General features: G+C 62.9%; 25 protein-coding genes and 1 pseudogene. 13 read left to right on the top strand and 13 right to left on the bottom strand.

The genetic code is table 11. The features are described 5' to 3' along the window. Window positions 1–52: 52 nt before the first annotated feature. The 11 genes and pseudogenes from VOI27_RS04180 to VOI27_RS04130 form a co-directional block, all read right to left on the bottom strand. On the bottom strand, window positions 53–577 hold the full coding sequence (locus VOI27_RS04180; RefSeq protein WP_323764043.1) for a DNA repair protein RadC: 525 nt from the start codon (window positions 575–577) through the stop codon (window positions 53–55). A 549-nt stretch (window positions 578–1,126) separates the two neighbouring features. Then, window positions 1,127–2,323, bottom strand: coding sequence for a DUF932 domain-containing protein (locus tag VOI27_RS04175; RefSeq protein WP_323764042.1), 1,197 nt, complete (start codon window positions 2,321–2,323; stop codon window positions 1,127–1,129). 127 nt (window positions 2,324–2,450) lie between these two features. Then, window positions 2,451–2,795, bottom strand: coding sequence for a nucleotidyl transferase AbiEii/AbiGii toxin family protein (locus tag VOI27_RS04170; protein WP_323764041.1), 345 nt, complete (start codon window positions 2,793–2,795; stop codon window positions 2,451–2,453). Further along, the gene (locus tag VOI27_RS04165) at window positions 2,788–3,393 is read right to left on the bottom strand and encodes a DUF6088 family protein (protein WP_323764040.1); all 606 of its coding nucleotides are present in this window, start codon (window positions 3,391–3,393) and stop codon (window positions 2,788–2,790) included. The genes VOI27_RS04170 and VOI27_RS04165 overlap by 8 nt, the downstream gene beginning before the upstream one ends. A 128-nt stretch (window positions 3,394–3,521) precedes the next feature. Continuing rightward, complete coding sequence (locus VOI27_RS04160) at window positions 3,522–3,926, bottom strand: single-stranded DNA-binding protein (protein WP_323764039.1); 405 nt, start codon at window positions 3,924–3,926, stop codon at window positions 3,522–3,524. 548 nt (window positions 3,927–4,474) lie between these two features. Further along, on the bottom strand, window positions 4,475–4,993 hold the full coding sequence (locus VOI27_RS04155; protein WP_323764038.1) for a GNAT family N-acetyltransferase: 519 nt from the start codon (window positions 4,991–4,993) through the stop codon (window positions 4,475–4,477). Beyond that, entirely contained in the window at window positions 4,986–5,294 is a 309-nt protein-coding gene (locus VOI27_RS04150; RefSeq protein WP_323764037.1) for a DUF1778 domain-containing protein, read from the bottom strand. The genes VOI27_RS04155 and VOI27_RS04150 overlap by 8 nt, the downstream gene beginning before the upstream one ends. A gap of 664 nt (window positions 5,295–5,958) precedes the next feature. Further along, a pseudogene (locus VOI27_RS04145) lies at window positions 5,959–8,071 on the bottom strand (ParB/RepB/Spo0J family partition protein). 147 nt (window positions 8,072–8,218) lie between these two features. Further along, on the bottom strand, window positions 8,219–9,313 hold the full coding sequence (locus VOI27_RS04140) for a helix-turn-helix domain-containing protein (protein ID WP_323764036.1): 1,095 nt from the start codon (window positions 9,311–9,313) through the stop codon (window positions 8,219–8,221). A gap of 215 nt (window positions 9,314–9,528) precedes the next feature. Continuing rightward, a complete protein-coding gene (gene repB / locus VOI27_RS04135) occupies window positions 9,529–10,458 on the bottom strand; it encodes a plasmid partitioning protein RepB (RefSeq protein WP_323764035.1) in 930 nt (309 codons plus the stop codon). Continuing rightward, a complete protein-coding gene (locus VOI27_RS04130; protein ID WP_323764034.1) occupies window positions 10,458–11,681 on the bottom strand; it encodes an AAA family ATPase in 1,224 nt (407 codons plus the stop codon). Before VOI27_RS04130 ends, repB begins: the two co-directional genes overlap by 1 nt. Window positions 11,682–12,212: 531 nt before the next feature. On the opposite strand from VOI27_RS04130, the gene VOI27_RS23140 reads away from it, so the two are divergent. The 9 genes from VOI27_RS23140 to VOI27_RS04090 all read left to right on the top strand — a co-directional run bounded on the left by VOI27_RS23140 (window position 12,213) and on the right by VOI27_RS04090 (window position 20,261). Continuing rightward, window positions 12,213–12,401, top strand: coding sequence for a DDE-type integrase/transposase/recombinase (locus VOI27_RS23140; RefSeq protein WP_416374641.1), 189 nt, complete (start codon window positions 12,213–12,215; stop codon window positions 12,399–12,401). A gap of 181 nt (window positions 12,402–12,582) precedes the next feature. Next, on the top strand, window positions 12,583–13,263 hold the full coding sequence (locus VOI27_RS04125; RefSeq protein WP_323764033.1) for a putative N-acetylmannosamine-6-phosphate 2-epimerase: 681 nt from the start codon (window positions 12,583–12,585) through the stop codon (window positions 13,261–13,263). Then, entirely contained in the window at window positions 13,260–14,129 is an 870-nt protein-coding gene (locus VOI27_RS04120) for an ROK family protein (protein WP_323764032.1), read from the top strand. Before VOI27_RS04125 ends, VOI27_RS04120 begins: the two co-directional genes overlap by 4 nt. 29 nt (window positions 14,130–14,158) lie before the next feature. Beyond that, complete coding sequence (locus VOI27_RS04115; protein ID WP_323764031.1) at window positions 14,159–15,496, top strand: ABC transporter substrate-binding protein; 1,338 nt, start codon at window positions 14,159–14,161, stop codon at window positions 15,494–15,496. 59 nt (window positions 15,497–15,555) lie between these two features. Further along, a complete protein-coding gene (locus tag VOI27_RS04110) occupies window positions 15,556–16,425 on the top strand; it encodes a sugar ABC transporter permease (RefSeq protein WP_323764030.1) in 870 nt (289 codons plus the stop codon). Then, complete coding sequence (locus tag VOI27_RS04105; protein ID WP_323764029.1) at window positions 16,422–17,240, top strand: carbohydrate ABC transporter permease; 819 nt, start codon at window positions 16,422–16,424, stop codon at window positions 17,238–17,240. The genes VOI27_RS04110 and VOI27_RS04105 overlap by 4 nt, the downstream gene beginning before the upstream one ends. A 3-nt stretch (window positions 17,241–17,243) precedes the next feature. Next, the gene (gene nagB / locus VOI27_RS04100) at window positions 17,244–18,038 is read left to right on the top strand and encodes a glucosamine-6-phosphate deaminase (RefSeq protein WP_323764028.1); all 795 of its coding nucleotides are present in this window, start codon (window positions 17,244–17,246) and stop codon (window positions 18,036–18,038) included. After that, complete coding sequence (nagA, locus tag VOI27_RS04095; RefSeq protein ID WP_323764027.1) at window positions 18,022–19,215, top strand: N-acetylglucosamine-6-phosphate deacetylase; 1,194 nt, start codon at window positions 18,022–18,024, stop codon at window positions 19,213–19,215. The genes nagB and nagA overlap by 17 nt, the downstream gene beginning before the upstream one ends. Continuing rightward, window positions 19,197–20,261, top strand: coding sequence for an ABC transporter ATP-binding protein (locus VOI27_RS04090; RefSeq protein WP_323764026.1), 1,065 nt, complete (start codon window positions 19,197–19,199; stop codon window positions 20,259–20,261). Before nagA ends, VOI27_RS04090 begins: the two co-directional genes overlap by 19 nt. A 4-nt stretch (window positions 20,262–20,265) precedes the next feature. Here the strand turns inward: VOI27_RS04090 and VOI27_RS04085 are convergent, their stop codons facing one another. After that, on the bottom strand, window positions 20,266–20,991 hold the full coding sequence (locus tag VOI27_RS04085) for a GntR family transcriptional regulator (RefSeq protein ID WP_323764025.1): 726 nt from the start codon (window positions 20,989–20,991) through the stop codon (window positions 20,266–20,268). Between the two features lie 118 nt (window positions 20,992–21,109). Further along, a complete protein-coding gene (locus tag VOI27_RS04080) occupies window positions 21,110–22,009 on the bottom strand; it encodes a dihydrodipicolinate synthase family protein (protein WP_323764024.1) in 900 nt (299 codons plus the stop codon). A 152-nt stretch (window positions 22,010–22,161) separates the two neighbouring features. Here VOI27_RS04080 and VOI27_RS04075 point away from each other — a divergent pair, with 152 nt between their 5' ends. The 4 genes from VOI27_RS04075 to VOI27_RS04060 are packed head-to-tail and all read left to right on the top strand — an operon-like array spanning window position 22,162 to window position 25,116. Beyond that, complete coding sequence (locus VOI27_RS04075) at window positions 22,162–22,881, top strand: FadR/GntR family transcriptional regulator (RefSeq protein ID WP_323764023.1); 720 nt, start codon at window positions 22,162–22,164, stop codon at window positions 22,879–22,881. A 48-nt stretch (window positions 22,882–22,929) separates the two neighbouring features. Continuing rightward, the gene (locus VOI27_RS04070; protein WP_323764022.1) at window positions 22,930–23,886 is read left to right on the top strand and encodes a sialic acid TRAP transporter substrate-binding protein SiaP; all 957 of its coding nucleotides are present in this window, start codon (window positions 22,930–22,932) and stop codon (window positions 23,884–23,886) included. Between the two features lie 54 nt (window positions 23,887–23,940). Beyond that, entirely contained in the window at window positions 23,941–24,411 is a 471-nt protein-coding gene (locus VOI27_RS04065) for a TRAP transporter small permease (protein ID WP_323764021.1), read from the top strand. Between the two features lie 3 nt (window positions 24,412–24,414). Then, window positions 24,415–25,116, top strand: a complete 702-nt coding sequence (locus VOI27_RS04060) for a TRAP transporter large permease (RefSeq protein WP_323764020.1) — start codon at window positions 24,415–24,417, stop codon at window positions 25,114–25,116. The last annotated feature ends 4 nt before the right edge of the window (window positions 25,117–25,120 follow it).

The raw sequence follows: 25,120 nt of genomic DNA, 5'->3' as shown, positions 1-25,120 counted from the left end.
CACTTTGCCTCGTACCCAGAAGGCTCAACACCTCCCTGCCCTCCTCTGTCTCTCAGGTGTCACGCGGCGATCTGCAGAGCGTGGGCCGAGAAACCACGCCACAGCGGATCGACCAGCCGAGCATCAAGGAGATCGGCGCGGTGCCGCAACCGCCCCGCAAGCTCAGGCTCACCCCAGTCAGCGGCGCGTATGGCCTGCGCCCGCAGCTCGCTGGCTTCGCGCACTGCCGAGCGCGCCTCAGGGGCGTTCGCCACGGGGTGACACCAGGACATCGCTCCCCCGAAGCTCTTCCGGCAAGAACCAGGCGTTCGTCGCGATCGAGGATCGCGAGGATTTGCTGCGTGCTAATGGAATCCAGGTTTTCAGCAAACTCGATCGCGGCGTGCATGGCTTCGGCCAAGGTAGCGAAACGGTCGAGGGCGTCGGGCTCCGCCTGCCCGGACATCGCGTCCGCGGCAGAGCGAGCGGATAATGTCAGGACGAACGGGAAGTCCTGTTTGGCGGCAACGTCTGCCCACTTCTGGCCACAACGGCCAGAATGCGCAGTCAGATGAGCAGATACGGGAAGATCGAACATGTGAAGGCCTCCGACGGCGCGGAAAGCCTCTCTTCCCGCTTCTTCCGTCAAAGCTCGAACTGCTACCCTCTTCCTCGAGAGCGGCAGCAGCGTGGTTGAAGCGTCTCAGGGCCCTCGACGAGTCCGCCTGATCACCGAGTGTTGGAATGTCGTTTCTCGCGGCTCACCAGCGCCTTTCGCCAATAGCCCAAAGGCGATTATGTAGCTCGCCTTAGCAGCGCATTTCCGCCGTTCCCGGGGCAGGGACGGGAATCGCTTCATCGACGTCGGGACTTGGCTATCGTGATCTGGCGGTAGACCCGCTGAAAAAAGGAAACGATGCGCTATGTCTCGAAACACTCTCATTATCGCTGGTGCTGTGGTTGTCCTGATCATACTGATTGCCGTTTTTTCCGGGGGCGGCGGTGATGCCCCCGCGCCGGAAACCAATACCGAAGCAACCGAGTAGACCCGGTCACGGGCATCAGCGGAGCAAAGCGATTACTTCGTCGGGCATGCTCAGGGATGTTCCGGGCCGAAGCGACATGCATGTCGCCTCGACCCAGACACTCAAGCGACCTTGTCGAGCAGCTTCTTCGCGCGCCCTTCCATGTCGAGGCGTGCATCCTGCTGGGTTTTGTCGCGGGCAAGCCGCGTGATCCCCTGCACGAAATCGAAGATACTCTCGGGCGGGCGATGGGTCTCCATCAGGACAGCGTCGATCACCTTGGCGCTCTCGGCTTTCGAAAAGCCACGTTTGCGCAGGAAGTCGCTCCGGTCCTCGTCCGAGCGTGCGACGACCTGCTGTCGTGCAGCCCTGATCCCGTTCACGAACCCTTGCGGCGAGGAATTGGCGAACCGCGTCAGCGCCGGGGCCGCTTCATGGGCAAAACGGGACGCGGCGTATTTCGAGTGGCGGATGCGGATTTCCTGGAACTCCTCGACGCCCCACAGATTGCGGTTCTGGCACACCGCGCGCAGGTAGAAGCTCGCCATACCGAGCGTCTTGGCCCCCACCTCAGAATTCCAGCAATAAAATCCCCGGAAGAACAGGTCTGGCGAGCCATCCGGCAACTTGCCTGCTTCGATCGGGTTGCGGTCATCGACCAGGAACAGGAAGACATCGCGGTCCGAGGCATAGAGCGTGGTCGTGTCACGGCTGATCTCGACATCGGGGTTGTAGATACCGGTCGACCAATCGAGCACGCCCGGCACCTTCCAGCGGGTGTCGCCCGTGCCATTGCCCGCAATGCGCTGCACTGCCTCCACCAGTTCGAAATCGTGGATGCGGCCATAGTCAGGGCCGGTCACCGCGCGCAACTCGGTGCGGCCATCTGCGGTCTCGAAGGTCTTGATCTGCTCGGCGCGGTGGTCGGTCAGCCCGTATTGCAGGTTGATCCCGGCCAGCGGCGCGGGCAGTTGCCGCAGGTAAGAGGCCGGAGCACCAACGATGCTCGCAAGCTGACCAAAGGCCCAATGCGTCGGCGCGGCGGGTTCCCCTGCCCCGGGCAGCATCAGTTGCAGCCGCTCGGCACTGTCGCGCGGCGCCTCGACCCGGATGTCGGCGGTCTGCACCACCCGGCTGCGGCTGCGCTCGGACCGGCCCTTGACGCTGGCCCAGAGATCATCCAGCGACAGGTAGCGCTCGTCATCCGGCCGGTTGAACCATTCCGAGGACACCCGCCCGTTTCGCTCACCCCGGCTGACATCCACCTTGTAACCGCCATGCGCGGGGCGCACGGGGTCGAGGACTTCGATCGTGTTCATGTGGTCTACTCCGCGACGGGCGTCGAGAGCCTTTCTCTCAACCCCAAACCCGTCACCAAAGCCCCACATTTCTCTCGCTCTCTTCGGTCCGGTGCAGAGGGGGGCCGAGGGCCGTCAGATATCGCGATCAACCCGCCACGGAACCGCGCGCCTTGGCTTCCAGATCGGCGCAGGCAGCCATCATTTCATCGAAAGAATGGGCCTCATCCATGAGCAGGCCGTCCTCGACCATATCGTATGTGAGGTCCACATCCTCGGAGAGCCGGCGGATCACCCGATACGCCTTGGAGAGCGACGTGCCGCCCTTGAACACGAGCGGCGCGCCGATCTCGTTACCGAACAACGTCTCCAGGCACCAAACGACCCAGATATCCTTTTCAAGAAGGTGCACGGGTCGCCCCGAAGCGTTGGCGGCCACCGTCAGCGCCTCGCGCCGGTCACGCGCTGACAGGTCGAAATAGGTCTCAGCCATGGGCCATGCGGCCCAGGACAGCGGCCAGCCAGTCGGGCATGCGCCCCGCAACCCGGGCCAGTTCCGCGCGATCCTCGTCGCTCAGGGATCGCCGGAGGCGTTTGACCGCAGCTTCGGCTTTTTCCGGACCAAGCCAGGCCAGCGCACGAATCACCTGTCCCGGTTGGGAATTGCCAAGTGCCAGTTGCCAGTTCGGAGCGTGACGCAGTTCCACCTCCTGCTGCCCAAGCCAGAGACGCCGCGATGCGCCAGATGTCAGGTAGACAGGCCGGGTCGGCACCTGCGTGGTGAGGCCGAGCGCGTTGGCGGCCATGGCTCCGCTCCCGGAGACGCGTTCACCGCGATGCTCGGCCAGGGCTTTCACGGTCTTCTCGACCGACGGCGCGCGTTTGCCGAAGCGGCTTTCGACGGACCGGACATAGGCTCCGCGCCCGGCACGCAGAAGGGAACCGCGCTTGCTGAGGCGCGACAGCGCCTGATCGACGGCGGCCCGATTTCCGAGATGCAGCAGTCCCTTGGCGGTTACCGGAACCCCTTCGGGTAAAGCCCGCGCATGCGCCAGGATTTTTTCGCTCAGTCGTTCGGTCAGTTGGGCCATGTCGCAATCTCCTGATGTCAGAAAAATAGCTTTCCTTCTGACACTATTCAAGTTGAGCTGCTTGGTGGTAGGTGCTGAACGGAAATCAGGCCCGGCAGCTGACCTGCCGGGCCCGTGGTCTGTCGGTCTCAGAACGGGATGTCGTCGTGGCGGTCGACCAGTTCCGGGCTTTCGCCTTCGGAGGATTTGGGGCGCGAGAGGAAGTCCACCTTGTCCGCGATGATCTCGCAGCCATAGCGGTCGTTGCCGGCGCTGTCGATCCACTTGGTGTAGTGGATGCGGCCCTGGACGAGGACCTTCATGCCCTTCTCGCAATGATCCGCGACCGTTTTGCCGAGGCCGTTGAAGCAGGTGATGCGGTGCCATTCGGTGTCCATCACCCGGTAGCCGTTGTCGTCCCGCAGAACACGGCCTTCCTTGAGGCGGGGGCGCGAGGTGGCGAGGCTGAAGCTGGTGATCTTGGTGCCGCTTTGGGTGGTGCGGACCTCCGGGGTCTGACCGATGTTGCCGGCGAGGATGACGATGTTCTGCATGATTAGCTCCTGTGTGTTCTGTCCTTGGGACCGTCCCTTCGACAAGACCCGGGCAAAGCCTGTCGGGTGAGGCGTGCACGACGGGAGGCACGACCGGCGGACACCCCCGAGGGCCGGGGTGGTGCGGGCTGGGCGTGGAACACGCCCGACACGGCCCGGCCCCGAGCGGGGTTGCGCGCCAGAGGCCGAACAGGCTTAGGGGATTGTCAGTCGAAGGGATGTTTCCGAGGCCGGATGGGACAGGGGCTGATGCCGGGCTGTCGGAGTTTCGCGGAGGAGGTCGGGCAGCCCGTGGGTGACCTCACCTTGCGCATGGGCACCATTATGCTTCAGATCGTGGCCCCCTGCCCTGCCGTGATGAAGACCCGTGAAAGGAAAACCGCGGCCAATGGGTGTCGACCTGCAGCCGCTCTCAAACGGTTTCCACGTCGGCAAGATGCTGGCTGAAAAATGTGAAGGAAGGGACTGGTCCGATACAGGAGCGCACGGCAGACCTTGACACGAAGCGGCAGCTAGACCACCGAGCTCGGAATCTTTCCGACAGAGGATCAGAGCGCCGCACCAATGTCGGTCATTGATAGCCAAAGACGTTGCGAGCGACCGCCCGGCTCAATCGGTCTGAATCCGAGCCGCGCATACCAGGCCGCATGGTTCTCTGCCGTCGCATTGGGCCAGACGTCCAGCACCAGCGCCGCAGCGCCAATTCCTGCCGAAAGCCTGTGCACCCGCGCCACCGCATCCGCCATCAGCGCCGATCCCAGGCCTTGCCCCCGGACCGCAACATCCGTGCTCAGGAGGGACAGGGTGATCGCCGGGATTGGTGCCCGTTGTCGGTGCTCTATCCCGGTCGCGGCATCGCATTCGACGACGTGCAAGGCCAGCCCGTAGAGCCCGAGCACCGCGCTGGCTCCTCGGGTCATGCACCAGACATGCAGCCGCCCCTTGTCGACTTGCTGCAACATGCCTGCCCTGATCCAGCTGTCCAGCGCCGGAACGCCACTGCTGAACCCGCTCAGGTCGTGAACGGACCTGTCGAATTCGCAGACCTGGAGGGCAGGCTCATCCATCCGACCGAAGCGACTGTCTGGCCTTCAGAAGGTCTTTCAGGGAGTCCAGGCGCTCACCCGGGCGATGCACGGCCTCGGCGAAGGCATCAAAGGCCTCTTGCGGCAGGACCGTGCGGTACTGCGCCGCCTCGACCGCCAGGGCTTCCCGGTAGGCCGCCGAGGTGATGAAGGTGCTGGTGTCCATGCCCACGGCCAGGGCCGCACGTTCGATGGCCGCCATGACCGAGGGTTTCAGGCGCAAATCCTTGCGCAGCGATTTCGCCTCGGAAATGGCGTCGGCGGCGTCCTGCGTCGGGGTCATTCAGGTCTCCTTGCGACTAGCGTACATACATCGTACGTACGCCGCAAGAGACCTGCCCCGCCGGTCCGCACCGGACCAGCGAGGCGGTGAGGCCAGGGGCCTCACCCGTAGGGATCGATTTCCGAGATCACCGAAACCTCGTCGCCATCGATCTCGTCGGCGGGGATTGCGCCGTAGGTTCCGTCTCCGGCCTAGAAGACAACGATGGAGACCATCAGCGTGGTGGCGAGGCTGGCGGCGAAGGCGTGTGCATCTTTGCGGGACATGTTCTGGCTCCTGCTTGTGGCGGAGGACCATCCCCCGCGCCTGACAGGACCCCGAAGTGTACGAAACCGGTCTGCGATCACCGCGTGCGTTCGGGGGGCATGCACCCCGAATCCGCGCGGCGGCACGCCTCTGGCGTCGTCCGACCCTTTACGGGTTGAACGCAAAGACCGGCTTTGGACCAAGGAAAGGGAATGTCAGACGCGGGGGTTGGACCTCCGCAAGCAGGTGCCGGATCTCCGAGAAGCAGCAGCCGCATTAGCCTGCTGACCGCACTCATGGTCAAAATGAGATGGCGTCACCGGAGAATTGACCGCGGTCCCGGTGCAAGAGAGACCGCGGCCTGGGTCGAGATCGGGAAGGGGCCCGCAGCTTGAAGGACCCCTCCCCTGCCCTGCCGCTACTCGGCGGCCACCGCAGGCATTTCGTCGCTTGCCACCTCGGTAAGGAAGGCCGGCAGGTCGTCGTCTTCAACTTCGCCCACCAAGTCATCCGAACCGGTGCCCGTATCGGGCTCGGCCAGGCGCAATGGGTCCGGCAGCCAGCCACTGCCCTTCAACAGCCGCTCGGCCTCTTTCGCCATCTCGTCCTTCTTGAGATGGTCGATCAACTGCGCGGCGCCCTCGCCCTTCGCCTCGCGGACCGCCTCGAGGATACGCGCCTTCGGCACCCGGCCGAGGTAGTTTTCCACCGTCGGCTCCCATCCCGCATCGACCATGTCGAGCCCGGTCGCCCGCGCAGCAATATCGGCCTGAGCCATGCGACGCGAGAGACCACCCTCCGTGATCCCGGCACCATAAGGGTTCACCTTCTCATGCAGTGTGTTGATGCCGAAGCTGAGGCAATGCGCCAAAAGCGCCAGGCGCCGCTCTTGGTCGAGACCCGCCAGGTAGCTCCAGAGCATCGCGTCGTCCCCCAGGGGCAAGGTCTCTGTCCACCCGGTGTGCCGTGCATCGACGGACTTGGCAACAGCGCTTTCCGCGAGATCGGGGGCCTGCGCCGCAAGGTAGACCTGACGCACGCTGGCCTCCAGGCAGCTGCCCGCCGAAGTGGACGACCCGAAACAGTCGTTCACAAGTTTCATGAGCAACAGGGTCAGGGCCGAGTCGGGGTGGCCGCCAATGGCGTCGCGCAAGGCCAGCGTCCGGTGCGCGGTGAGTTCCGACATCAGACGCTCGGGCAGGGGCTTCAGCACGTCCTCGCGCTCCTCGTCCGACACTGTCTCTTCCGTCCGCCCGAAAGTGGTGATCACGGTGCCCGCCCCGCCAGTCCGCGGTCACGCCCTGTGCATCCTCTGCAACCTCATGGACATCGGGTTCAGCAGCAGGCTCATCTTCGACCCGCACGTAACCGCGGTGAACCGACAATTCCCCTGCCCTGTCGATGGTCACAAAGGCCCCGGCCCGCGCGATCTCCTTCAGGTCATAGTCGATCGGCCGTTGCTCCAGGGCCTCTATGGCGTCTTCGAGTTCGCCCAACCGCTCATCGATCTCGTCGGGATACTCCTCGGCCTGGGCGTATTCGGCTTCCAGCGCCTGGAATTCGTCCTGCAGCTTCGCCAGCGCCGCTCTTTCCTCGTCCGACATCGGGCGCGAGACACCGGCCAGCTTCCGCAGGCCCATGCCGAAGCCATACGGCAGGTCGACAGCCACTTCGATCCACTTCCAGCCTTCTTCCGCCACCGCCTCGGCGCAGGCGGTCAGTTTCTCCGCCACGAGCTTGTCGAGCAAGGCCACGTCCTCGAACCAGCCGCCCCGATCGCTTTCGAAGAGATCGCGCAGAATGGTGCCCCCAGCCGCTTCGTAAGCCGCGGCACCTACGAACGCGGCGCGACTGTCTTCGGCGCGCACACTGGTCTCCGTCAGCATGCGCCGGATCTGGTAGGGGTCCTTCGACCAGGACGATTTGAGCGCCTCCCAGACCTGGCACTGACGGTCATGATCCGGATTCACCGTGAAGGCCATGAGCTGTTCGAGAGTCATGTCGTCCTCGGTGTAAACGTCGAGCAGGGCAGGGGCCACGGCCGCAAGTTTGAGCCGCTGCCGGACCACCTGAGACGCCACGAAGAACGCGGCCGCGATCTCCTCCTCGCTCTGCCCTTTCTCGCGCAACGCCACGAAGGCCCGAAATTGGTCCAGCGGATGCAGCGCGGCGCGTTGCAGGTTCTCGGCGAGCGAGTCATCTTCGGCGGTGATCTCACTGTTGGCATCGCGGACAATGCAGGGAATTGGCGTGTTCTTCGCAAGCCGCTTTTGTTTCACCAGCAAGGCGAGGGCTTGGTACCGCCGCCCACCGGCAGGGATCTCGTATTTGCCGCTTTCCTGCCCGCGGGCATTCAAAACCGGCCGCGCATGCAGGCTCTGAAGGAGACCTCGCCGGGCGATGTCTTCCGCGAGTTCTTCGACGGAGACGCCCGCCTTGATCTTCCGAACATTGGACTGGCTCAGCACGAGCTTGTCGAAAGCGATATCGCGGGACGGCGAGAGGGTGATTTTCTGGGGCGCTTTGGCCATCTGGTCTTCTCCTCGACGGGCGCCGGAAGCCTCTCTCCCGATCCTCAAACCCGTCAAACCTTCCACAGCAACTCTCTCACTCTTAGATATTTCGCCCGAAGTTATGACCGCGGTCATATGAGGCGAAATAGTGTAGTATGACCGCGGTCATAATTGCGCGGTTAACGGCAGACCGACTGTTCCCGCGGCCACCGCGTTTCCTCTTCGATACTCTGCAATCATCTGTTTGATGTAAGCATCGACCTCCGAAATCGACTCGATGTGTTCGGCCAAGTAGTTGGCGACCCGCAAAGCATTCGATAGCCCAAAGGACTTGACCAAGGTTTCTCTCCAAGTTTGCCGTAACCCCAAGTATCCGAGAAAATCGAATAGCGCGCGGATCATTGTCGGAAGGGTCGTTGGCGTTTCCGGGTAGAATTGCGATAGAACAGAACACCGTTGCCAGACCTTCTTCGGATCATCGATGGAGGCATCTATTGAATATTCTTTTTTTGGAGACTCTATGTGCCGGACAATTTGACCGCTATCGGCGGACTCTTTCGCCGAATTTTGGTCACAACCGATGTGGTCGTTTCTACAATATTTGGGGTCCGAGCCGCGATATTTACGAGACAGCGTCATGACTTCAGTCTCAATATCGGCAAGTTCAACAAGCGGCACATTTCGCCGACGTAGCCGGTTTCGAAAGTCGGCGAGTCTTTCTGCCAAGCCATTCGACATTTCGTCAATCGCATGCCGCTTGATCGTGGACAAGGTAGCGCTGATGCGACTGCGAATGGACCGCATTTCGGCCATCTGATCGCGATGTTGCTGCAGCGCGTGTTGTAACTCCGCAATGCGGGAAAACAACGGGGCCAAGTCGATGCCATAAGCGTCTATGACTCTGCCCTTGCCATCACGGACCGGAAATCGGCGGCCATTGCCTGACAGTTTCCGGACGACCAAGCCGAGCTCCTCCAACCTTGCTTCGCCACGCCGAAATCGCCGCTCGTCCATGCAATTGGCGCGCTCAAGAATGCCGGTGACCTGCGCATACGAAATCAGCATCTGCCCGGGGTTCAGTTTACCCTTGGGAAGTACACTGAGATGCGCTGCAAGGATCGAAATCTCGCGTTCTCGAATGCCGGTAATTTCCGCGGTGTCCTTCACCAATTGCAGAACGGCCCAACGGTCGACGAAGGCGTAAGCAGGCACAAAGTTGCCCGGCCCCCGCGTCGTCCGCGCGGTGGTTTGTGTCGTCATTCTTCATTTCAGACGGCAAAATTTACCCGTTCACCGAAGATCGATGTTGAAAGTGATTCGTTTGCGGGATATCAAGTAGGTGCTAATCGACTTGAGAACCCTTCAGAACTCCGGTTTTGGGGGGTTTTCTTATGCCTGTTGTCTGCTCCCTCATGCTCGGTTAATGTTGGCGGCTCCGTGTGGCTTTTTGCCATCTCGAAGCCGCGGGTGACGCCTCATTTTCGTTGTTTCTCGTATTGCTCCAGCAGGTGCTGAAGTTGCTCTTGCAGGTAGTCCAGAAACCCTTCTGGCGCCGTTGTCGTCCGGATGACCAATTGCTTTCCGCGCCGCGTTGCGGTGAGCGGTTCCAGCGGGGAAGGGGAGGGTGCGCGCTTCGATGGACGCGACCCGAATCTCTCTTCGAGTTTCTTGATAAGAGCGTCGAACCGCTCGGAACTCTCACCGGCCAATGACAAGGCGCATTCTGTGGCCTTGTCCAAGCCGATCTCGCTAACGATCTTCTGAAGGCGCTCCCATTTCCGGCGGCCGGTCCCGCGTGCCGGGCCAATGGCCAGAACCAAGTCCTCGCCAAGACCGGAATAGATCGATTTCATTCGTGAGATCATGCTTTGGTCCACACCGAGAAATTTCTCGACCTGGACCTGGGTGAAGCCCGCATCGAGCGCCGTCACGATCGTTCGAGCCCTTTCGATAAAGGACGTCTCAAGACGCGCGTTGTTTTCCACACCTTGCGCGATAAAGGCCTCTTCGTCGCTCATACGACGAACGAAGGCCTGGATCGTGTCGCGACCGAGGTCTTTGGTGGCCTGAAGTCGTCGCCGCCCTGTTACGATTTCGAAACGATCACTGTCCGGTTTGGAACGAACGAGGATCGGGATTTGCTGACCTTCGGAAGCAAGGCTTGCCTTGAGGTCTTCCAGACCTTCGGTCAAATCTATCCGGTCGCGAATGGGAGACGGATCAATCAGGTCGACCGAAAGATTGCGGTACATCCGCTCTTCGGCAGCAGCGGACTTCGCCGCGTTTTCAAGGCTTGCAGCCCCCTTGGCGAACATCGGTGCGCGTCGCATGGGTTTGGGGGTGACAGTCGCGGCCGCACCACTTTCGGGGGGATCAGGAAACACCGGTCTAGGTTTTCGTGCCATCAGTCAGCCTCCCTTTGAAATGGGTCCCGGCTCCAGGCCCGCATGATTTCGGCGTCGACTTCATCCGCTATGCCCGAGAGGGACTCGAAGATGCGATCGTAGGTGCGTCGGTGAAAGCTGGAGGGTGGCAGCTCCAACAGCGGGTTCATTGTGTTGCCGGCGTCTGCGACCGCCGTCGAACTGACGAAATCATGCTTCAACATCGATCCGCTGAGATGCGACCTCAGGAAAGACGAAAGCTGAAGCTGCGCCGGGTCCGACGCGGAATATCGCGTCAAAACAAAGCGGATAAAGTCGTAGCGCTTGTCTTGATGCTGTTCGACAACCTGCATCGTACTCGCGGCCAACTCCAGAAACTTGGCAAGCGACACCACATCCAACATGCCCGCGGACAGGGGAATGAGCATGCCTGTGGCTGCATAAACTGCTGAAATAACAGCAAAACTCATGTGTGGAGGGGTGTCGAATATGACCAAGTCATAGTAATCGTCCACCATTTCAAGCGCATCCGAGATCCGCCTGTGGAATGGGCTGCCCTCCGACCCTGATCGGAAATTGGCCGAAGTTTCGAACTCAAACTCGGTCATCGACATCGAACCGGGCACTATGTCGATATTCGGCATATACGTCGCCTGAATGGCCTGAGTGATGGGGATCGGTCCTTCACCGCTTTCCGGATCGGAATATCGAAGAACATCGTAGATTGAGGGCAATCCCTCGACGTCGGCTTGGATATCGAACATGTCGGAGAAGCTGGCTTGAGGGTCGAGATCGATGGCCAGAATCCGATAGCCGCTCAGCGCAAGGAATTGCGCGAGATTGACCGACAGCGATGTCTTGGAGACGCCCCCCTTGAGATTGTAGACCACCAGTCTTGCCTGGGGGTCGCTAGGCAAACGTCGCGGGTATCGGCTGTCTTCCAGCTTGCCCGATCTGCGCAAAACTTCGAGGATCTGGTTGATCTCTTCTGCCGTGAAGTATTTGCGATTGCCGGGTTCGACAGTGCCGTCGGGCATGCCTTCCAGCGTATTGAGATACTGGCGAAGGGAGTTATACTTGAACCTCAACGCATGCGACACTTCCCGCACGGAAAAGGACCGCAAGGGAGTGTCCGATTTACGACTGTCGGGCGCATGAAGGAGCGCTCGTTGTTGTGCCAACGCTGTATCGATGATTTCACTGAAATTCATCAACTGCTCGGAAGCTAGTAGTCCTGCCGCCATCGCCTCTACTCTTTTTATCCTTTTTTCTTGTCTATATCACGATTGCGGGCCAGATCCAGAAAATATTGACATCTAGGTGATATGTGCGTCGGTGGCGCGACCTGCAAGAAATTAAGTCCTTGATAAAGCGACGAAAACCCTAACTCCGCACACGCGGCACTCTAGCTTGGCTTGTGGGTAACCTTCCTTGGAAGCGTGCTGACTTGTTCCAAGCTGAGCGTGTTGGGCGCACCAAACTGAATCGTTTTTGGGAAGGCACAGAACCGGCTTGTTGCAGCGTTCCTCCTTGTCGTACTTGCTGCAAGGCTGGATCGGAGTAGCGTTTGACAGCATCGTTGGCGTCAGCCGAGGAGCCTTTTCGCGCCTGCCATAACCTCTCTGATGACGACCTCAGGCCCCTCGATCGCAGCCAGTCGGGTCATCGGAACCTCCAACGCCAGCGGCAGGTCGCGGGGCAGGGCGGCAACGAAGGCTTTGAGGTCGATCTGACCCTCGCAGGGCGGCAGATCAACAGTCGGCTCGGGCCTGAAAATGGCTATCCGCCAGATTGACCGCAAGTATTTTAACAATCGGATCGAGAGTGATCATGCCGCGCTAAAGCAGCGATTGCGTCCCATGCGGGGTTCCAGACGCTGGCCGGAGCCTAGGCCGCGCTCGCCGGTATCGAATCCTTCCGCACCATTCGAAATGGCCAATTCGAGACTTGTGAGACTGGGGTGATCAACGAGATCGCCTTCATCGCCAAACTGTTCCCGGTGGCTGCATGATCGCCGAGCGATAGCGACGACAAACACGGCCCTCTGGCGTTGATGCAACGGACCCGATCCACTAGATAAACCAATAATAGACAATTGTAAAATTGGATCATTAATGGTACACACAGTTTAACTGGAGGATTCGCGTGACACTGGATCGACTGAACATCTTGAGCCGACGGCTGATCGTGTCCTGCCAGCCCGTTCCGGGCGGGCCGATGGACAGACCCGACATCGTCGCGGCCACCGCGCAGGCGGCGCACGCCGGGGGCGCGGCAGGCGTGCGGCTGGAAGGCATCGCAAACATTCGTGCGTTTCGGGCGCTTGGCGCCGCGCCGGTGATCGGGTTGATCAAGCGTGATCTTGACGGTTCGCCGGTGCGGATCACGCCCTACCTCGAAGACATTGCCGCGCTGGCCGGAGCCGGGGCCGACATCATCGCCATTGACGCCACCGACCGGCCGCGCCCGGTGCCGGTGGCCGAGCTGATCGCCGCGATCCATGCCGCCGGATGCATCGCCATGGCGGATTGCGCCACGCAGGCCGACGCCCGCGCGGCACATGCCGCAGGGGCCGAGGTCCTGGGCAGTACGATGTCCGGCTATACTGGCGAAACAATACCAAACGCGCCGGATTTCGACCTTGTGACCAAGATCTCGCGTCTCGGTGCATTCACCATTGCGGAAGGCCGCTATTACACGCCCGAACAGGTCGCCCGTGCGATCACCTGTGGCGCCGATGCTGTGGTGGTCGGAACGGCGTTGACGCGCACCGAAATTGCGACCGGCTGGTTCGCCGATGCCGTATCAGGGGCCGCGGGGACATGAGCGAAGCGCATCGCGGCAAAGTGCTGAGCATTGATATCGGCGGCACCAAGACCATGGTGGCGCTGATCGAAGACGGCTCGATCCTGGAACGGCGGGTCGCGCCGACCAGGGTCGGCGCCACGCCCGACGACTGGGTGTCCGGCGCGGCGGATCTGGCCGGGGACATGCGCGATTCAGCCAATCGCGTGGCGGCTGCGGTGACCGGGCGGATCAAGGATGGCGCCTGGTCGGCGCTGAACGCGGCGACGCTCGACGTGCCACGGGGCTTTCCACTGGTCGCACGGCTGGAAAGCCGTTTCGGCCTGCCGGGACTGGCGGTGAATGACGCGCAGGCGGCGGCATGGGCCGAGTACCGTCACGGCGCGGGCGCAGGCAAGGACATGGTGTTCCTCACCGTTTCGACCGGCGTGGGCGGCGGCATCGTGCTGGGCGGGCGGCTTCTGGCCGGGCGCGGCGGCATTGCCGGGCATTTCGGTATCACCGACCGGCTGGGCCCGGGCATTTTCGAGGATCGCGTCTCGGGCCGCTGGATGGCCGCCGAGGCGGCGCGTGCAGGCGCGGGGCCGGGCGCCGATGCCCGCACCGTCTTTGACGCCGCTGCCGGGGGTGCCCTCTGGGCCGAGGCGATCGTCGATCAATCTGCGACCCGCATGGCGGGGCTGATGAGCAATATTCAGGTTACGCTCGATCCCGATGTGATCGTGCTGGGCGGCGGCATCGGAATGGCGCCGGGGTATCTTTCGCGGATCGAAGAGAAATGCGCGGCCCTTCCGGACTACGCCCAGCCCTGCCTCGTGCCGGCGCAATTGGGCGCCGAGGCCGGGATCATGGGCGCCGCGGCGCTGGCCGATCTGGAAACTGACTGACGAACCAGGCGACAACGGAGGAGATTGTCATGACTTGTAAGACCTTGTGGGGAAAATATCTGCTGGGGGCGGCGATGAGCGGCGCCCTGACCCTGACCGGGCTGACCGCATCGGCCGAGGTCACGGTGCTGGGCTGGCCCGGCGGACCGGAGGAGACCGCGCTACGCGCCGCCGCCGAAGCCTATAACGCCAAATCGGACGTTGCGGACGACAACAAGGTAGACCTGTTGTTCTTTTCGCGCGACGGGTTCTTCGACAAGCTGGCCGCGGATCTTGCCGCCGGAACCGATGCCTTCGACGTCAACCTGATCGCCACCTATTCCATCGGCCGCTACGCACCTTTCATGGAGCCGATCGACCTTGGCGCGGATGCGACAGATGTGTTTGGCGAGGCGGTGCTGTCGACCATGCAGTTCGAGGGCCAGCAATACGGCGTGCCGACCGATCTGTCGCTGCATTTCATGTATTACCGCGACGACCTGATCGCCGAGCTTCTGTCAGACGATGCCGCCAAGGCGCGCTACGCGGAAATCGCGCAGGAATATCTGGGCACCGCGCTGGAGCCCAAGGCGCCGGATGACTGGACCTGGGAAGACTGGGCCGCGACCGCGCTTTATTTCACCGAGGCCGTCAACCCCGACAGCCCGACGCGCTACGGCACCGTCCTGCAGATGAAGAACCTGCTCTTCAACATGATGATCTTCCAGTCGTTGCCGCGCGCCTACGGGGCCGACTGGATGGATGCGGATGGCAATATCACCGTGGACAGCGACGCCTATCGCACGGGGCTTGAGATGTACCGGATGCTGCTGGACGCCGGTGCCACGCCGCGCGACTCGCTGTCGTATGAATACGCCGAGGCCAACGCCGCCTTCGGCTCGGGCCGGGTGGCGACCATGGTGCAGTGGAACGCGGCTGCAGGCGATCTTATGAACGCGGAAACCAATCCGGTCGTGGCCGATGTGACCAAGACGGTGGCACCGCCCAGCGGCCCCGAGGGAAGGTTCACCCATGTCCACGGTCTGGGCCTTGGCATCAACAAGGCCGCGCCCAACAAGGCGGGCGCCGAAGCCTTCCTGCAATGGCTGGCCACGCCGGAAGCGATGCAAGCTTACGCGACAGCGGGCGGTGCGCCCGGCCTGAGTGGCGCGGCGCTTGACGCAGTTGCCGACGCACGGCCCGACCTGGTGCCGCTGGGCAGCTATGCCTCGCAGTACGGCTACGTGATGAACGGTGCGACCTCCGGATCGGCGCTGACGGTCTATGAGCTGCAAGCCAAGGCCTTCACCGGCTACTGGGGCGACGTGCAAAGCCTCGACGAGGCGCTGAGCGAAGCCGAGACCGGCATGGCCGACCTTCTGAAATAACCGCCTGACCTGTCGCGGCCCCGCCGGGGCCGCGATCCACACCAAACGGAGAGACCGCCGTGATCGAGACACCGACTAGGGAAAACCGCATCCTCGCCGCGCCGGTGGTGATCTTTCTGCTGGCCATGCTGGGCTTTCCGGCTGTGCTGGACCTGATCTATTCGGTTTCGACCGTCAGTTTCGAGAATCTGCGTGCGCCGGAACTGTCTGGCTTCGGCAATTACCGTGCGGTTCTGGCCGATGACGAGTTCTGGAGCGCGGTCAGCTTTTCCACCCGTTTCGGGCTGTTGACCGCGGCGCTGGAAACCGCGCTTGGCCTGTTTCTCGCCGTGTTCCTCGCGCCGCTGATCCAGAAACGGTTCTGGCTGATGGCGGTGCTGATGATGCCGATGATCATCGCGCCCTCGCTGATGGGCCTGATGTACCGGCTGGTGCTGCACGAATTCGTCGGCCCCTTGCCCTATTACCTCTACGAATGGTTCCGCCTCAGCCCCAGCTTCCTGAGCCCGAAATCAGCCTTTACCACGCTGGTGGTGATCGAGACGCTGCAATGGACGCCGTTCACGCTTTTGCTGTTCTATACCGCCTATACCGCCATTCCCGGCGATATCCGCGAAGCGGCGCAGGTCGATGGTACCCGCGGCTGGCGGCTCTTCACCCATATCGAACTGCCGATGCTCTTGCCGACGCTGGTCGTGGCCTTCGGCATCCGCTTCATCGACGGCTTTCGGGTGTTCGACAACATCTACGTGCTGATCGGGTCGGGCGCGGGTGGATCCAGCACCTCGCTGTCGATCTATATCTATACCGCGTTCTTCAAGGCCGCCGATATCGGCAAGGCGCTGGCGGCCTCGGTGCTGCTCTTTGCCGTGGCCTTTGGCGCGCTGTGGCTGGTGGGCCGACTTCTGAAACGGAGGGCCAAGACATGACCCTGCTGCGCTGGATCGTCTTTGCCGTCGCGGCCTTTGCGATGAACTTTCCGGTGATCGCGACACTGGTCACAGCCGTCAAGACACCCGCCGACATCGCCCGCAATCCCAGCCTTGTTCCGGCGTCCTTCACGCTGGAGAATTTCGCCACGGTCTTTACCGTCTCGGACCGGCTGAATATCTGGGCCTACCTGTGGAACTCGCTCGCCGCATCGCTGATCGGGGCGATCCTGCCGATCCTGCTTTGCCTGCCGCTGGCCTATGCCATCGCGCGGCGCGGCTATGGGCGCGAGATCCTGCTGCCGCTGGTGGTGAACCTGCGCGCCATGCCGCTGATCATCTTCGCGATCCCGCTTTACATGATGTATCAGACGCTGGGGCTTCTCGATACGCGGATCGGGCTGGGGCTGATCCTGGCGGTGGTCAACCTGCCGCTGGCGCTGGTGCTGCTGGTCAACGCGGTGGCCGAGATCCCGCGCGACATCGACGAGGCGGCGGAGATGGACGGTGCCCGCACCCCCCGCGTGCTGAGCCATCTCGTCCTGCCGCTGGTGCGACCGGCGCTGGCCACCACCTTTGTCTTCGGTTTCATCACCGCATGGAACGAATTCCTGTTCGGCCTGATGCTGACCACCCGCGATGCGGTGCCGATGACGGTCGGGGCCTCGTTCTTCTTTTCCGCGGGCGGTGGTGGCGTGCAATGGGGCGTGGCCGCCGCGGTGATCGTCGTGGCATCGGCGCCGCCGGTGCTTCTGGGACTTGTGATGTACCGCCAGATCGGCCGCTCGATGCTGGCCGGGGCGGTGAAAGGATAGACCATGGCCACCATTCTCATTCACCCCGACACCGCATCCGCGACCCGGGCCACCGCCGAACGCCTGCTGGCCACGATCCGCGCCAATCCGGCCGCCGTGCTGGGCATGGCCACCGGCGGCACGATGGAGCCGGTCTATACCGCGCTGATTGCCCGCGCGGCCGAGACGGGCCAGTCGCTTGCCGGGCTGCACACCTTCAACCTTGACGAATATATCGGGCTGGCGGGGGATCACCCGCAATCCTATCGCACCACCATGGACCGGCTGCTGTTCGACCACGTCGATATCCCGCACGACCAGACCCATCTTCCGCGCGGCGATGCCACCGACCCGGCGACCGAGGCCTTCGATTACGAGGCCCAGATCGAAGCCGCGGGCGGCATCGACCTGCAATTGCTGGGCATCGGGGCCAACGGGCACGTGGGCTTCAACGAACCGTCGTCTTCGCTGGCGTCGCGCACCCGGATCAAGCGGCTGGCCCGCTCGACGATCGAGGCCAATGCGCGGTTCTTCGGCGCGGGTGAACAGGTGCCGACCCATGCGATCACCATGGGGATCGGCACCATCATGAAAGCTCGCAGGCTCTTGATGCTGGCCACCGGCAACGGCAAGGCCGAGGCCGTCGCCGCCGCGCTGGAAGGGCCGGTCACGGCGTCCTGCCCGGCGTCGATCCTGCAATTCCATCCCGAGGCCACGGTGATCCTCGACCAGGAGGCCGCCGCCGAATTGAAATGGCGCGACTTCTACGAAGACATCCATCCCGGCGGGCAGGAGGTGTATTTTGCCGACCGCTCCTGATTTCATCCTCGAAGCCGCGACGCTTTTTCCCGGAGCCGGTGCCGAACCACTGCCCGACAGGTCCGTGCTGGTGCGCGGAGGCCGGATCGAGGCTCTGGGCGCGCGGGGCGCTTTCGACGGGCTGCCCCGGATCGCCTGCGACGTGGCAGCGCCCGGCTTCATCGACATCCAGATCAACGGCGCAGGCGACCGGCAGTTCAACGAAAGCCCTTATCGCGACGGGCTGAGCGGCATGGTGCAGGGCGCGGCCAAGGGCGGCACGGCGCATCTTTTGGCGACCTATATCACCGCGCCGGGGCTGGGGTATCAGACGGCGATGGCCGCGGTATCCGAGGCGGTTCGCTCCGGTCTGCCCGGCCTGCTCGGGCTGCATCTGGAAGGGCCGTTCATCTCGCCCCAGCGGCCGGGCATTCATCCGCCCGGAGCGATCCGGCAGCTGGACGCCGAAGATCTTGCGGCGCTTTGTACGACGGCGGATCACCCCCGCCTGATTACCCTCGCGCCCGAGGAATGCGACGCGGACACGATAGCCCGGCTGACCGAAGCCGGGTGGCGGGTGTTCCTCGGTCATTCGATGGCGGATTACGAAACCGTAGAGCGGGCCGTTGCGGCGGGAATGACCGGCGCAACGCATCTGTTCAACGCCATGCCGCCGCTTGCGGGCCGCGCGCCGGGGCCGGTGGGCGCGGTGCTGGACGGCACGTTGCCCCTTGCCGGGATCATTGCCGACGGTATCCATGTGCATCCCGCCAATCTTGCCCTGGCCTGTGCCGTCGCAGGCTGGGACCGGCTTTGCCTTGTGACCGATGCGATGCTGACCCTGGGCGGCACCGCGACCGAATTCACGATTGGCGCCAAGACCGTAACCCTGCGCGGCGGGCGGCTGGCCGATGCGGACGGACGGCTGGGCGGCGCGCATCTGGCGATGGACGAGGCGGTGCGCAACATGATCCGTTTCGCTGGCCTGTCGCCCCAGCAGGCGCTGGCGATGGCCGCCACCACACCCGCCCGCGCGCTGGGACTGGAGGCGGAACTGGGCCGGATCGCCCCGGGCTTCCGCGCTAGCCTTGCCATCTGCGACGACACACTGAACGCCACGGCGACCATCAGCGACGGCGTGCTTCTGCACCTGTCCCCCGAGATCGAAAAGAGGACCCAATGGGCAGCATTCACCTGAAAGACGTGCGCAAATCCTTTGGCGAAGTGGATATCATCAAGGGCGTCGACCTCGAAGTCCGCGACGGCGAGTTCATGGTCTTCGTCGGCCCCTCGGGCTGCGGCAAGTCCACGCTGTTGCGGTTGATCGCCGGGCTAGAAGGCGTGACCTCGGGCCAGATCGTCAGCGATGGCAAGGATGTCACCCGTCTGCCACCTTTCGACCGGCAGATGGCCATGGTGTTCCAGTCCTACGCGCTCTACCCGCATATGACCGTGCGCCAGAATATCGAGTTTGCGCTGAAAACCATCAAGATGCCCAAGGACGAGATCGCAGCCCGCACCGCCGAAGCCGCGCGCATCCTTCAGCTGGGACCCTATCTCGACCGCAAGCCCGCCGCACTTTCGGGCGGCCAGCGCCAGCGGGTCGCCATTGGCCGCGCCATCGTGCGCGAGCCCTCGGCCTTTCTCTTTGATGAACCGCTGTCGAACCTCGACGCGGCGCTGCGCACCGAAACCCGGCTCGAGATCGCGCGCATCCACGAGACGCTCGCGGGGACAATCATCTATGTCACCCACGATCAGGTGGAGGCGATGACCCTGGCTGACCGCATCGCGGTGCTGTCCGAGGGGCGGCTGATGCAATGCGACACGCCCCAGCGGCTTTATGAACGCCCGGTCAACCGCTTCGTGGCGCAATTCATCGGCAGTCCCAAGATGAACGTGCTGCCCGCGTCGGGCGCGGACGGCGTGCGGGTGACGCTGGACGGCAAATCGCTGGAGGTGCCGGGAGGCTATGACGACACGGTGGCCGAACTGGGTATCCGCCCTGAACATCTGTCGCTCTGCGCGCCGGAAGAGGGGATGTTGACCGGCCAGGTCAGCCACGTGGAATACCTCGGCGCCGATGCCAGTGTCTTTGTCACCGTTGCGGGCGATCGGGTGGTGAACCTGCGGGGCGCAGGGCGGGCTTTGCCCAAGCAGGGGGGACAGGTGGGGCTGTGCTTCGATCCCGCCGACATGCACCTTTTTGGCCAGGACGGCAGCGCGTTGCGCCGCTACGGCTGAAAGCTCAGGCCTGCAACCCGGTGGAGAAATCGTAATAGGCGCCGTTGTAACGGGTTTCGGTAAGTTCCACCGGGCGGCCGTCGGCAATGAGACAGCGGCGTTCCACCACCAGCATCGGCGCGCCGGGGCTGGCCTGCATCAATTCCGCTTCCGATGCCGACATGATGTCGGCGCGAATGCGTTGCCAGCCGCGCACGGGCGTTGCGTTGCGCGTGCGCAGCGCGGCATAGAGCGAGTCTTCGATCAGGTCCGGAGAGGGCAGGAATTCGGCCGGAACCACGGTCTGCTCGATGGCGATGGGCGTGTCGTCGGCGCTGCGCAAACGGCGCAGCCGCAGCACCGTCGCGGTGGCCGGGATCTCCAGCGCCGCCGCCTCGGCATAGGATGGCAGGCCCTTTTCGCGCCCCAGCCAGCGAAACCCCGGCACCATGCCGCGTTGGCGCATTTCTTCGGAAAAACCGGTGAGATGGGTCAACGACTTTTCAAACCGTTGCGCCACATGGGTGCCCGAGCCGCGCTTGCGTTCCAACATGCAGCGCTCGACCAACTCGTCGATGGCCTGACGCACGGTGCCGCGGGCGATGCCCAGTTCCTCGGCCAGGATGCGTTCGCTGGGCAGGCGTGCGCCCCGGGGCAGTTGGCCGTCGGTGATCTTCTGGCCGATCGCCTCGGCCAGCGCACGGTAAAGCAATTCGCCCCCGGCGCTGTCCTGCGCCAGCGCGGCTTGCAATGAGCCTATCAGATCGTCCTTCAGAACCGCCTCCCATCGCTTGCCTCTGGTGCCTGAACAGACTCTAGACTGACTGGGCCCCGGCGGCATCCCGAAAACACGCCGTCCGCCACCCGGCTCAGCGGGCGATCCAGCAGGCTACGTCGGCGCGATCGAGAAACGGGCGCAGCAGCGCCTCGGCCTTCTCTGACCGTGGCGCGAGCGGAGCGCGCACCGGGCCGCATTCGACACCGATCAGACGCAGCGCGGACTTCATGCCGGGCAACACGCCGGTTTGTACCAGGATCTCGACAAATTCCTGCGAAATGGCCTGCAATTTCTGCATTTCGGCCAGGTCGCCCGCCTTCACCGCCTGCCACAGCGCCTGATAGAGCTTGCCGAAAAGGTTGTATGTGGTGCCGATGCCGCCATCGACGCCCAGCGTCGCAGCGCCGGCAAAAATCTCGTCAAAGCCGAAGTAATACGTGGCCTCGGGGCGGCGGCGGCGCAGCATTGAAAGCTTGAACAGGTCTTCCGAGGTGAACTTGATTCCAACTACATTGGGTAGGTCCAGCAGCCGAACAAGCAGGTTCAGCGGTAGCGGCCGGCCGGTACGCAGCGGAATCTCGTAGACGATCAGCGGCAGTTCGGTGGCGGCGGCGAGCGCCTGATAATAGGCGAAGATCTCGTCGTCGCTGAACGGATAGGCATGGGGCGGCAGCGCCGAGAGCGCGTCGTATCCCAGCTTTGCCGCGTTACGCGCCAGCGCCACCGAATCGGCGAGTGCGGGCAGGCCCACATGGGCGATTAGGATCTGATCGCTGCCCTTGGCGACATCGGCGACAACAGCCTGCTGCTCGGTCAGGGCGGCGCGCTCCAGCACCCCGGATTCGCCACTGCTGCCGCCAATATAGAGCCCCGTCAGCCCCTGCCCGAACACGTAAGCCGTCAGCGCGCGCTGACGGTCGGGCGAAAACGCCCCGTTATCCTCAAGCCCGGTCATCAGGGCCGCATACATTCCCGAAAGCGCCTTAGTCATGTAATCTGGCCTCTTTTTCTGAAGTTTTGGTCTGGTAGTGGTACATTGTTTTGTCCATGCCATTGTAAGCTGAAACCACATGGCTTGACAATATGCCCCCCTTTAAGCTTACAAGAAGGCAAGTTTGGTAAATCAGATAGGTTGGACCTAAAGTGGACCAAAATGCTGACACCACCCGTCACACTGCCTCCTCCATCGCCGAGGCGCTGGCAGAGGACATCCGCACGGGCCGAATTGTGGCGGACACTCCGCTGCCGACGGAAAGAGAGCTTTGCGAACGGTTCGGCGCCTCCCGGCCAACCGTACGCGAGGCGCTGATGAGCCTTCAGATCCGGGGGTTCGTCAGCGCCGGAAACGGCAAGCGTCCGCGTGCGTCGAAGCCATCGGTCATGGCGATTCTGCGCGGCGCGGGCGAGCATCTGCGCCACATCCTCGGCGACACCGAAACCGGGGCCTACCTGGAGCAGATGCGCCAGTTCATCGAGGCCGGCGCCGCGCGCGAGGCCGCCAACCGCGCCACCGGGGTGCAGGCCGCCAAGTTGAAAGTAGCACTTGAGCGTAATCGGGCGGCCATTGGCACGCCCGACTTCGGCCCCACCGACATCGCCTTTCACCAAGCCCTTGTTGACGTGTTGGGAAACCCGGTCGTCCTGTCGCTTCACGAAATGTTCGTGTCCGAAGTGCTGAAGCTGCGCGCCCTGTCCCCGGACCACGGCACCGACCGTACCGCCGAAGACGCCCGCACGTTCGAGGAGCACCGAGCCGTCTACCAGGCGATTCTGGATGGCGATGCGGCGCGGGCGACCGACTTGCTGGACCAACATCTCGCGCGGTCCTACCGCAAGCGACTGGCCCTTCCCGGGGCGAGCTGAGCCACCGGGCAGAAACAACTCTCAGACAATCTTCAGGAGGAAAGAAAGATGAAACATCAACTATTTTCGGTCGCCGCCGCAATGGCCCTGATCGCCGGAGCCGCCGATGCGCGCGAACTGACCTTCGGTATGCAGGACAACGAGGTCTCCAACGTCTACAAGGGCGCGCAGGCCTTTGCCGAAGAGCTGGAAAGCCTCTCGGGCGGCGAGATGACCGTGCAAATCTTCCCGTCCTCGGCGCTTGGCGATTTCAAGGCCATGGTGCAGCAGGTTCAGGCGGGTGAGTTGGACATGGTGATGACCGGTTATCCGGACATGTCCTATATCATACCCGAGCTGAAACTTGTGGGCGCGCCCTATGTGGTCGAAGATTTCGCGCATCTCGAAGAGATCGTCGCGGGCGACTGGGGCCAGGGTATCACGGGCAAAATGAAAGAGCAGGGCATTCACCTGCTCGATGTCTGGTACTACGGCACCCGCCAGACCACGTCGAACCGCGCCATCAACGAATTGGCCGACATGGAAGGTCTGCGCCTGCGCACGCCCAACGTGCCGTTCCTGATCGCCTATGCCGAAAACACCGGCGCAGTGCCGGCCCCGGTGGCATTTGCCGAGGTCTACCTGGCGCTGCAAACCAACCAGGTCGATGCCGAAGAGAACCCGCTGCCCACGATCGAGGCGATGAAGTTCTACGAAGTCCAGAGCCACATCGCTATGACCAACCACTTTGTCGCCTCCGGCGCGATCCAGATCGGCACCTCGACCTGGGACAGCCTCAGCGACGAGGAAAAGGGCTGGGTCCAGCAGGCAATCGAAAAGGGCGGCGACGTCTCGGATGAGCTGACCTTCCAAGCCGAAGCCGACCTGGTCGAAACCTTCAAGGAACGCGGGCTGACCATCACCGAACCCGACACGGGCCCGTTCCGCGACGCGATGCAGCCCTATTACGACGAGCTTGAAGCCGAGTTCGGCGAAGGCGCCATCGCAGCCGTGCGCGGCAAGTGATCCAGTCGGGGGCCGGGTTCTGACCGGCCCCCACTTTTCATACCGGGGGGCAAGATGTTCGGAAAATACGTGACCGAGGCGGTTGTCGCCTCCGCGATCTTCATCGTGCTGTTCTTCATCATCCTGTGGCAGGTCTTTGGCCGCACGCCGATCCTGACCGGCCCGGTCTGGACCGAGGAACTGGCCCGCTGGCTCTGGGTCTGGATGGCGCTGATCGGCATCGGCGCGGTCGAAAAGCGCGACGCGCATCTGCGCATGGGTTTTCTGACCGCACTTCTGCCTCAGGCCGCGCAGCGTGGCCTTTCGGTGCTGACCGACCTTGTCTACCTCGGCCTTGCCGGGCATCTGATCTGGATCGCGTGGAAATCCGTGCTGCGCACCTGGAACTACGAATCCGTGTCGCTGCCTACAACCGACGCGGTGCTCTATGCCTCGGCCCTTGTTGCCATGATCCTTATCGTGCACCGCATCCTGCGCCGCCTTTACGGCACGTTGGCCGGGCCGCGCCCCGAACCGGAGTCCTGATCCATGGTGCTTGCTTCCGTCGTCATCGGCTGGCTTCTGCTGGTCCTTTTGAACGTGCCGATCGGCATCGCCATGATCATGGTGTCCATGGGGTATTTCTATTACTCGGGCCTGGGCCTTGCGTTTGCATCGCAGCGCATGGTGGACGGGCTGAACAGCTTTCCTATGCTGGCGGTGCCGCTCTTCATCCTCGCCGCCGCGATCCTGAACTCGGCCGGCATCACCAACCACCTGTTCGGTTTCGCCCGCGCGCTCGTGGGTCGGTTCACAGGCGGGCTGGGCCATGTCAACGTGCTGGCCTCGCTGTTCTTTTCCGGCATGTCCGGCTCGGCCATCGCCGATGCGGGGGGCCTGGGCAAGATGGAGATCGAGGCCATGCGCAACGCAGGCTACGACGATGAATTCGCAGGCTCCGTCACCGCCGCCTCGTCGATGATCGGCCCGCTGGTGCCGCCGTCGATCACCATGGTCCTCTATGGCGTGATCTCGAACACCTCGATCGGCAAGCTGTTTCTCGGCGGAATCATCCCCGGAGTGCTCTGTGCGCTTTCGCTGATGGTCATGGTTTACCTGATCGCGCGCAAACGCGGTTACCCGCGCGACGTGGTCACGCCGCTGCCCGAGATTGGTAGGTTGTTCATCAAGTCTCTGCCTGAACTGGCCCCCATTTCGACCGGACACCTTGGCCTGACCAAGGAGGCTTAAGGAC

This window comes from Marinovum sp., assembly GCF_034669705.1.
Classification (GTDB): domain Bacteria; phylum Pseudomonadota; class Alphaproteobacteria; order Rhodobacterales; family Rhodobacteraceae; genus Marinovum.
Note: the sequence above shows the minus strand (reverse complement) of the source record. Positions and strands in the feature narration are given on the sequence as shown.

Bases quoted from the DNA above. Each gene is read 5' to 3' on its own strand.
- VOI27_RS04070 (WP_323764022.1), top strand. From the start codon at position 22,930: ATGAAACATCAACTATTTTCGGTCGCCGCCGCAATGGCCCTGATCGCC.
- VOI27_RS04105 (WP_323764029.1), top strand. From the start codon at position 16,422: ATGACCCTGCTGCGCTGGATCGTCTTTGCCGTCGCGGCCTTTGCGATG.
- VOI27_RS04175 (WP_323764042.1), bottom strand. From the start codon at position 2,323: ATGAACACGATCGAAGTCCTCGACCCCGTGCGCCCCGCGCATGGCGGT.
- VOI27_RS04180 (WP_323764043.1), bottom strand. From the start codon at position 577: ATGTTCGATCTTCCCGTATCTGCTCATCTGACTGCGCATTCTGGCCGT.
- repB (WP_323764035.1), bottom strand. From the start codon at position 10,458: ATGGCACGAAAACCTAGACCGGTGTTTCCTGATCCCCCCGAAAGTGGT.
- VOI27_RS04165 (WP_323764040.1), bottom strand. From the start codon at position 3,393: ATGGCCCAACTGACCGAACGACTGAGCGAAAAAATCCTGGCGCATGCG.
- VOI27_RS04115 (WP_323764031.1), top strand. From the start codon at position 14,159: ATGACTTGTAAGACCTTGTGGGGAAAATATCTGCTGGGGGCGGCGATG.
- VOI27_RS04170 (WP_323764041.1), bottom strand. From the start codon at position 2,795: ATGGCTGAGACCTATTTCGACCTGTCAGCGCGTGACCGGCGCGAGGCG.
- VOI27_RS04065 (WP_323764021.1), top strand. From the start codon at position 23,941: ATGTTCGGAAAATACGTGACCGAGGCGGTTGTCGCCTCCGCGATCTTC.
- VOI27_RS04080 (WP_323764024.1), bottom strand. From the start codon at position 22,009: ATGACTAAGGCGCTTTCGGGAATGTATGCGGCCCTGATGACCGGGCTT.
- VOI27_RS04060 (WP_323764020.1), top strand. From the start codon at position 24,415: ATGGTGCTTGCTTCCGTCGTCATCGGCTGGCTTCTGCTGGTCCTTTTG.
- VOI27_RS04160 (WP_323764039.1), bottom strand. From the start codon at position 3,926: ATGCAGAACATCGTCATCCTCGCCGGCAACATCGGTCAGACCCCGGAG.
- VOI27_RS04090 (WP_323764026.1), top strand. From the start codon at position 19,197: ATGGGCAGCATTCACCTGAAAGACGTGCGCAAATCCTTTGGCGAAGTG.
- VOI27_RS04150 (WP_323764037.1), bottom strand. From the start codon at position 5,294: ATGACCCCGACGCAGGACGCCGCCGACGCCATTTCCGAGGCGAAATCG.
- VOI27_RS04130 (WP_323764034.1), bottom strand. From the start codon at position 11,681: ATGGCGGCAGGACTACTAGCTTCCGAGCAGTTGATGAATTTCAGTGAA.
- VOI27_RS04120 (WP_323764032.1), top strand. From the start codon at position 13,260: ATGAGCGAAGCGCATCGCGGCAAAGTGCTGAGCATTGATATCGGCGGC.
- VOI27_RS23140 (WP_416374641.1), top strand. From the start codon at position 12,213: ATGGCTATCCGCCAGATTGACCGCAAGTATTTTAACAATCGGATCGAG.
- VOI27_RS04140 (WP_323764036.1), bottom strand. From the start codon at position 9,313: ATGACGACACAAACCACCGCGCGGACGACGCGGGGGCCGGGCAACTTT.
- VOI27_RS04155 (WP_323764038.1), bottom strand. From the start codon at position 4,993: ATGGATGAGCCTGCCCTCCAGGTCTGCGAATTCGACAGGTCCGTTCAC.
- nagB (WP_323764028.1), top strand. From the start codon at position 17,244: ATGGCCACCATTCTCATTCACCCCGACACCGCATCCGCGACCCGGGCC.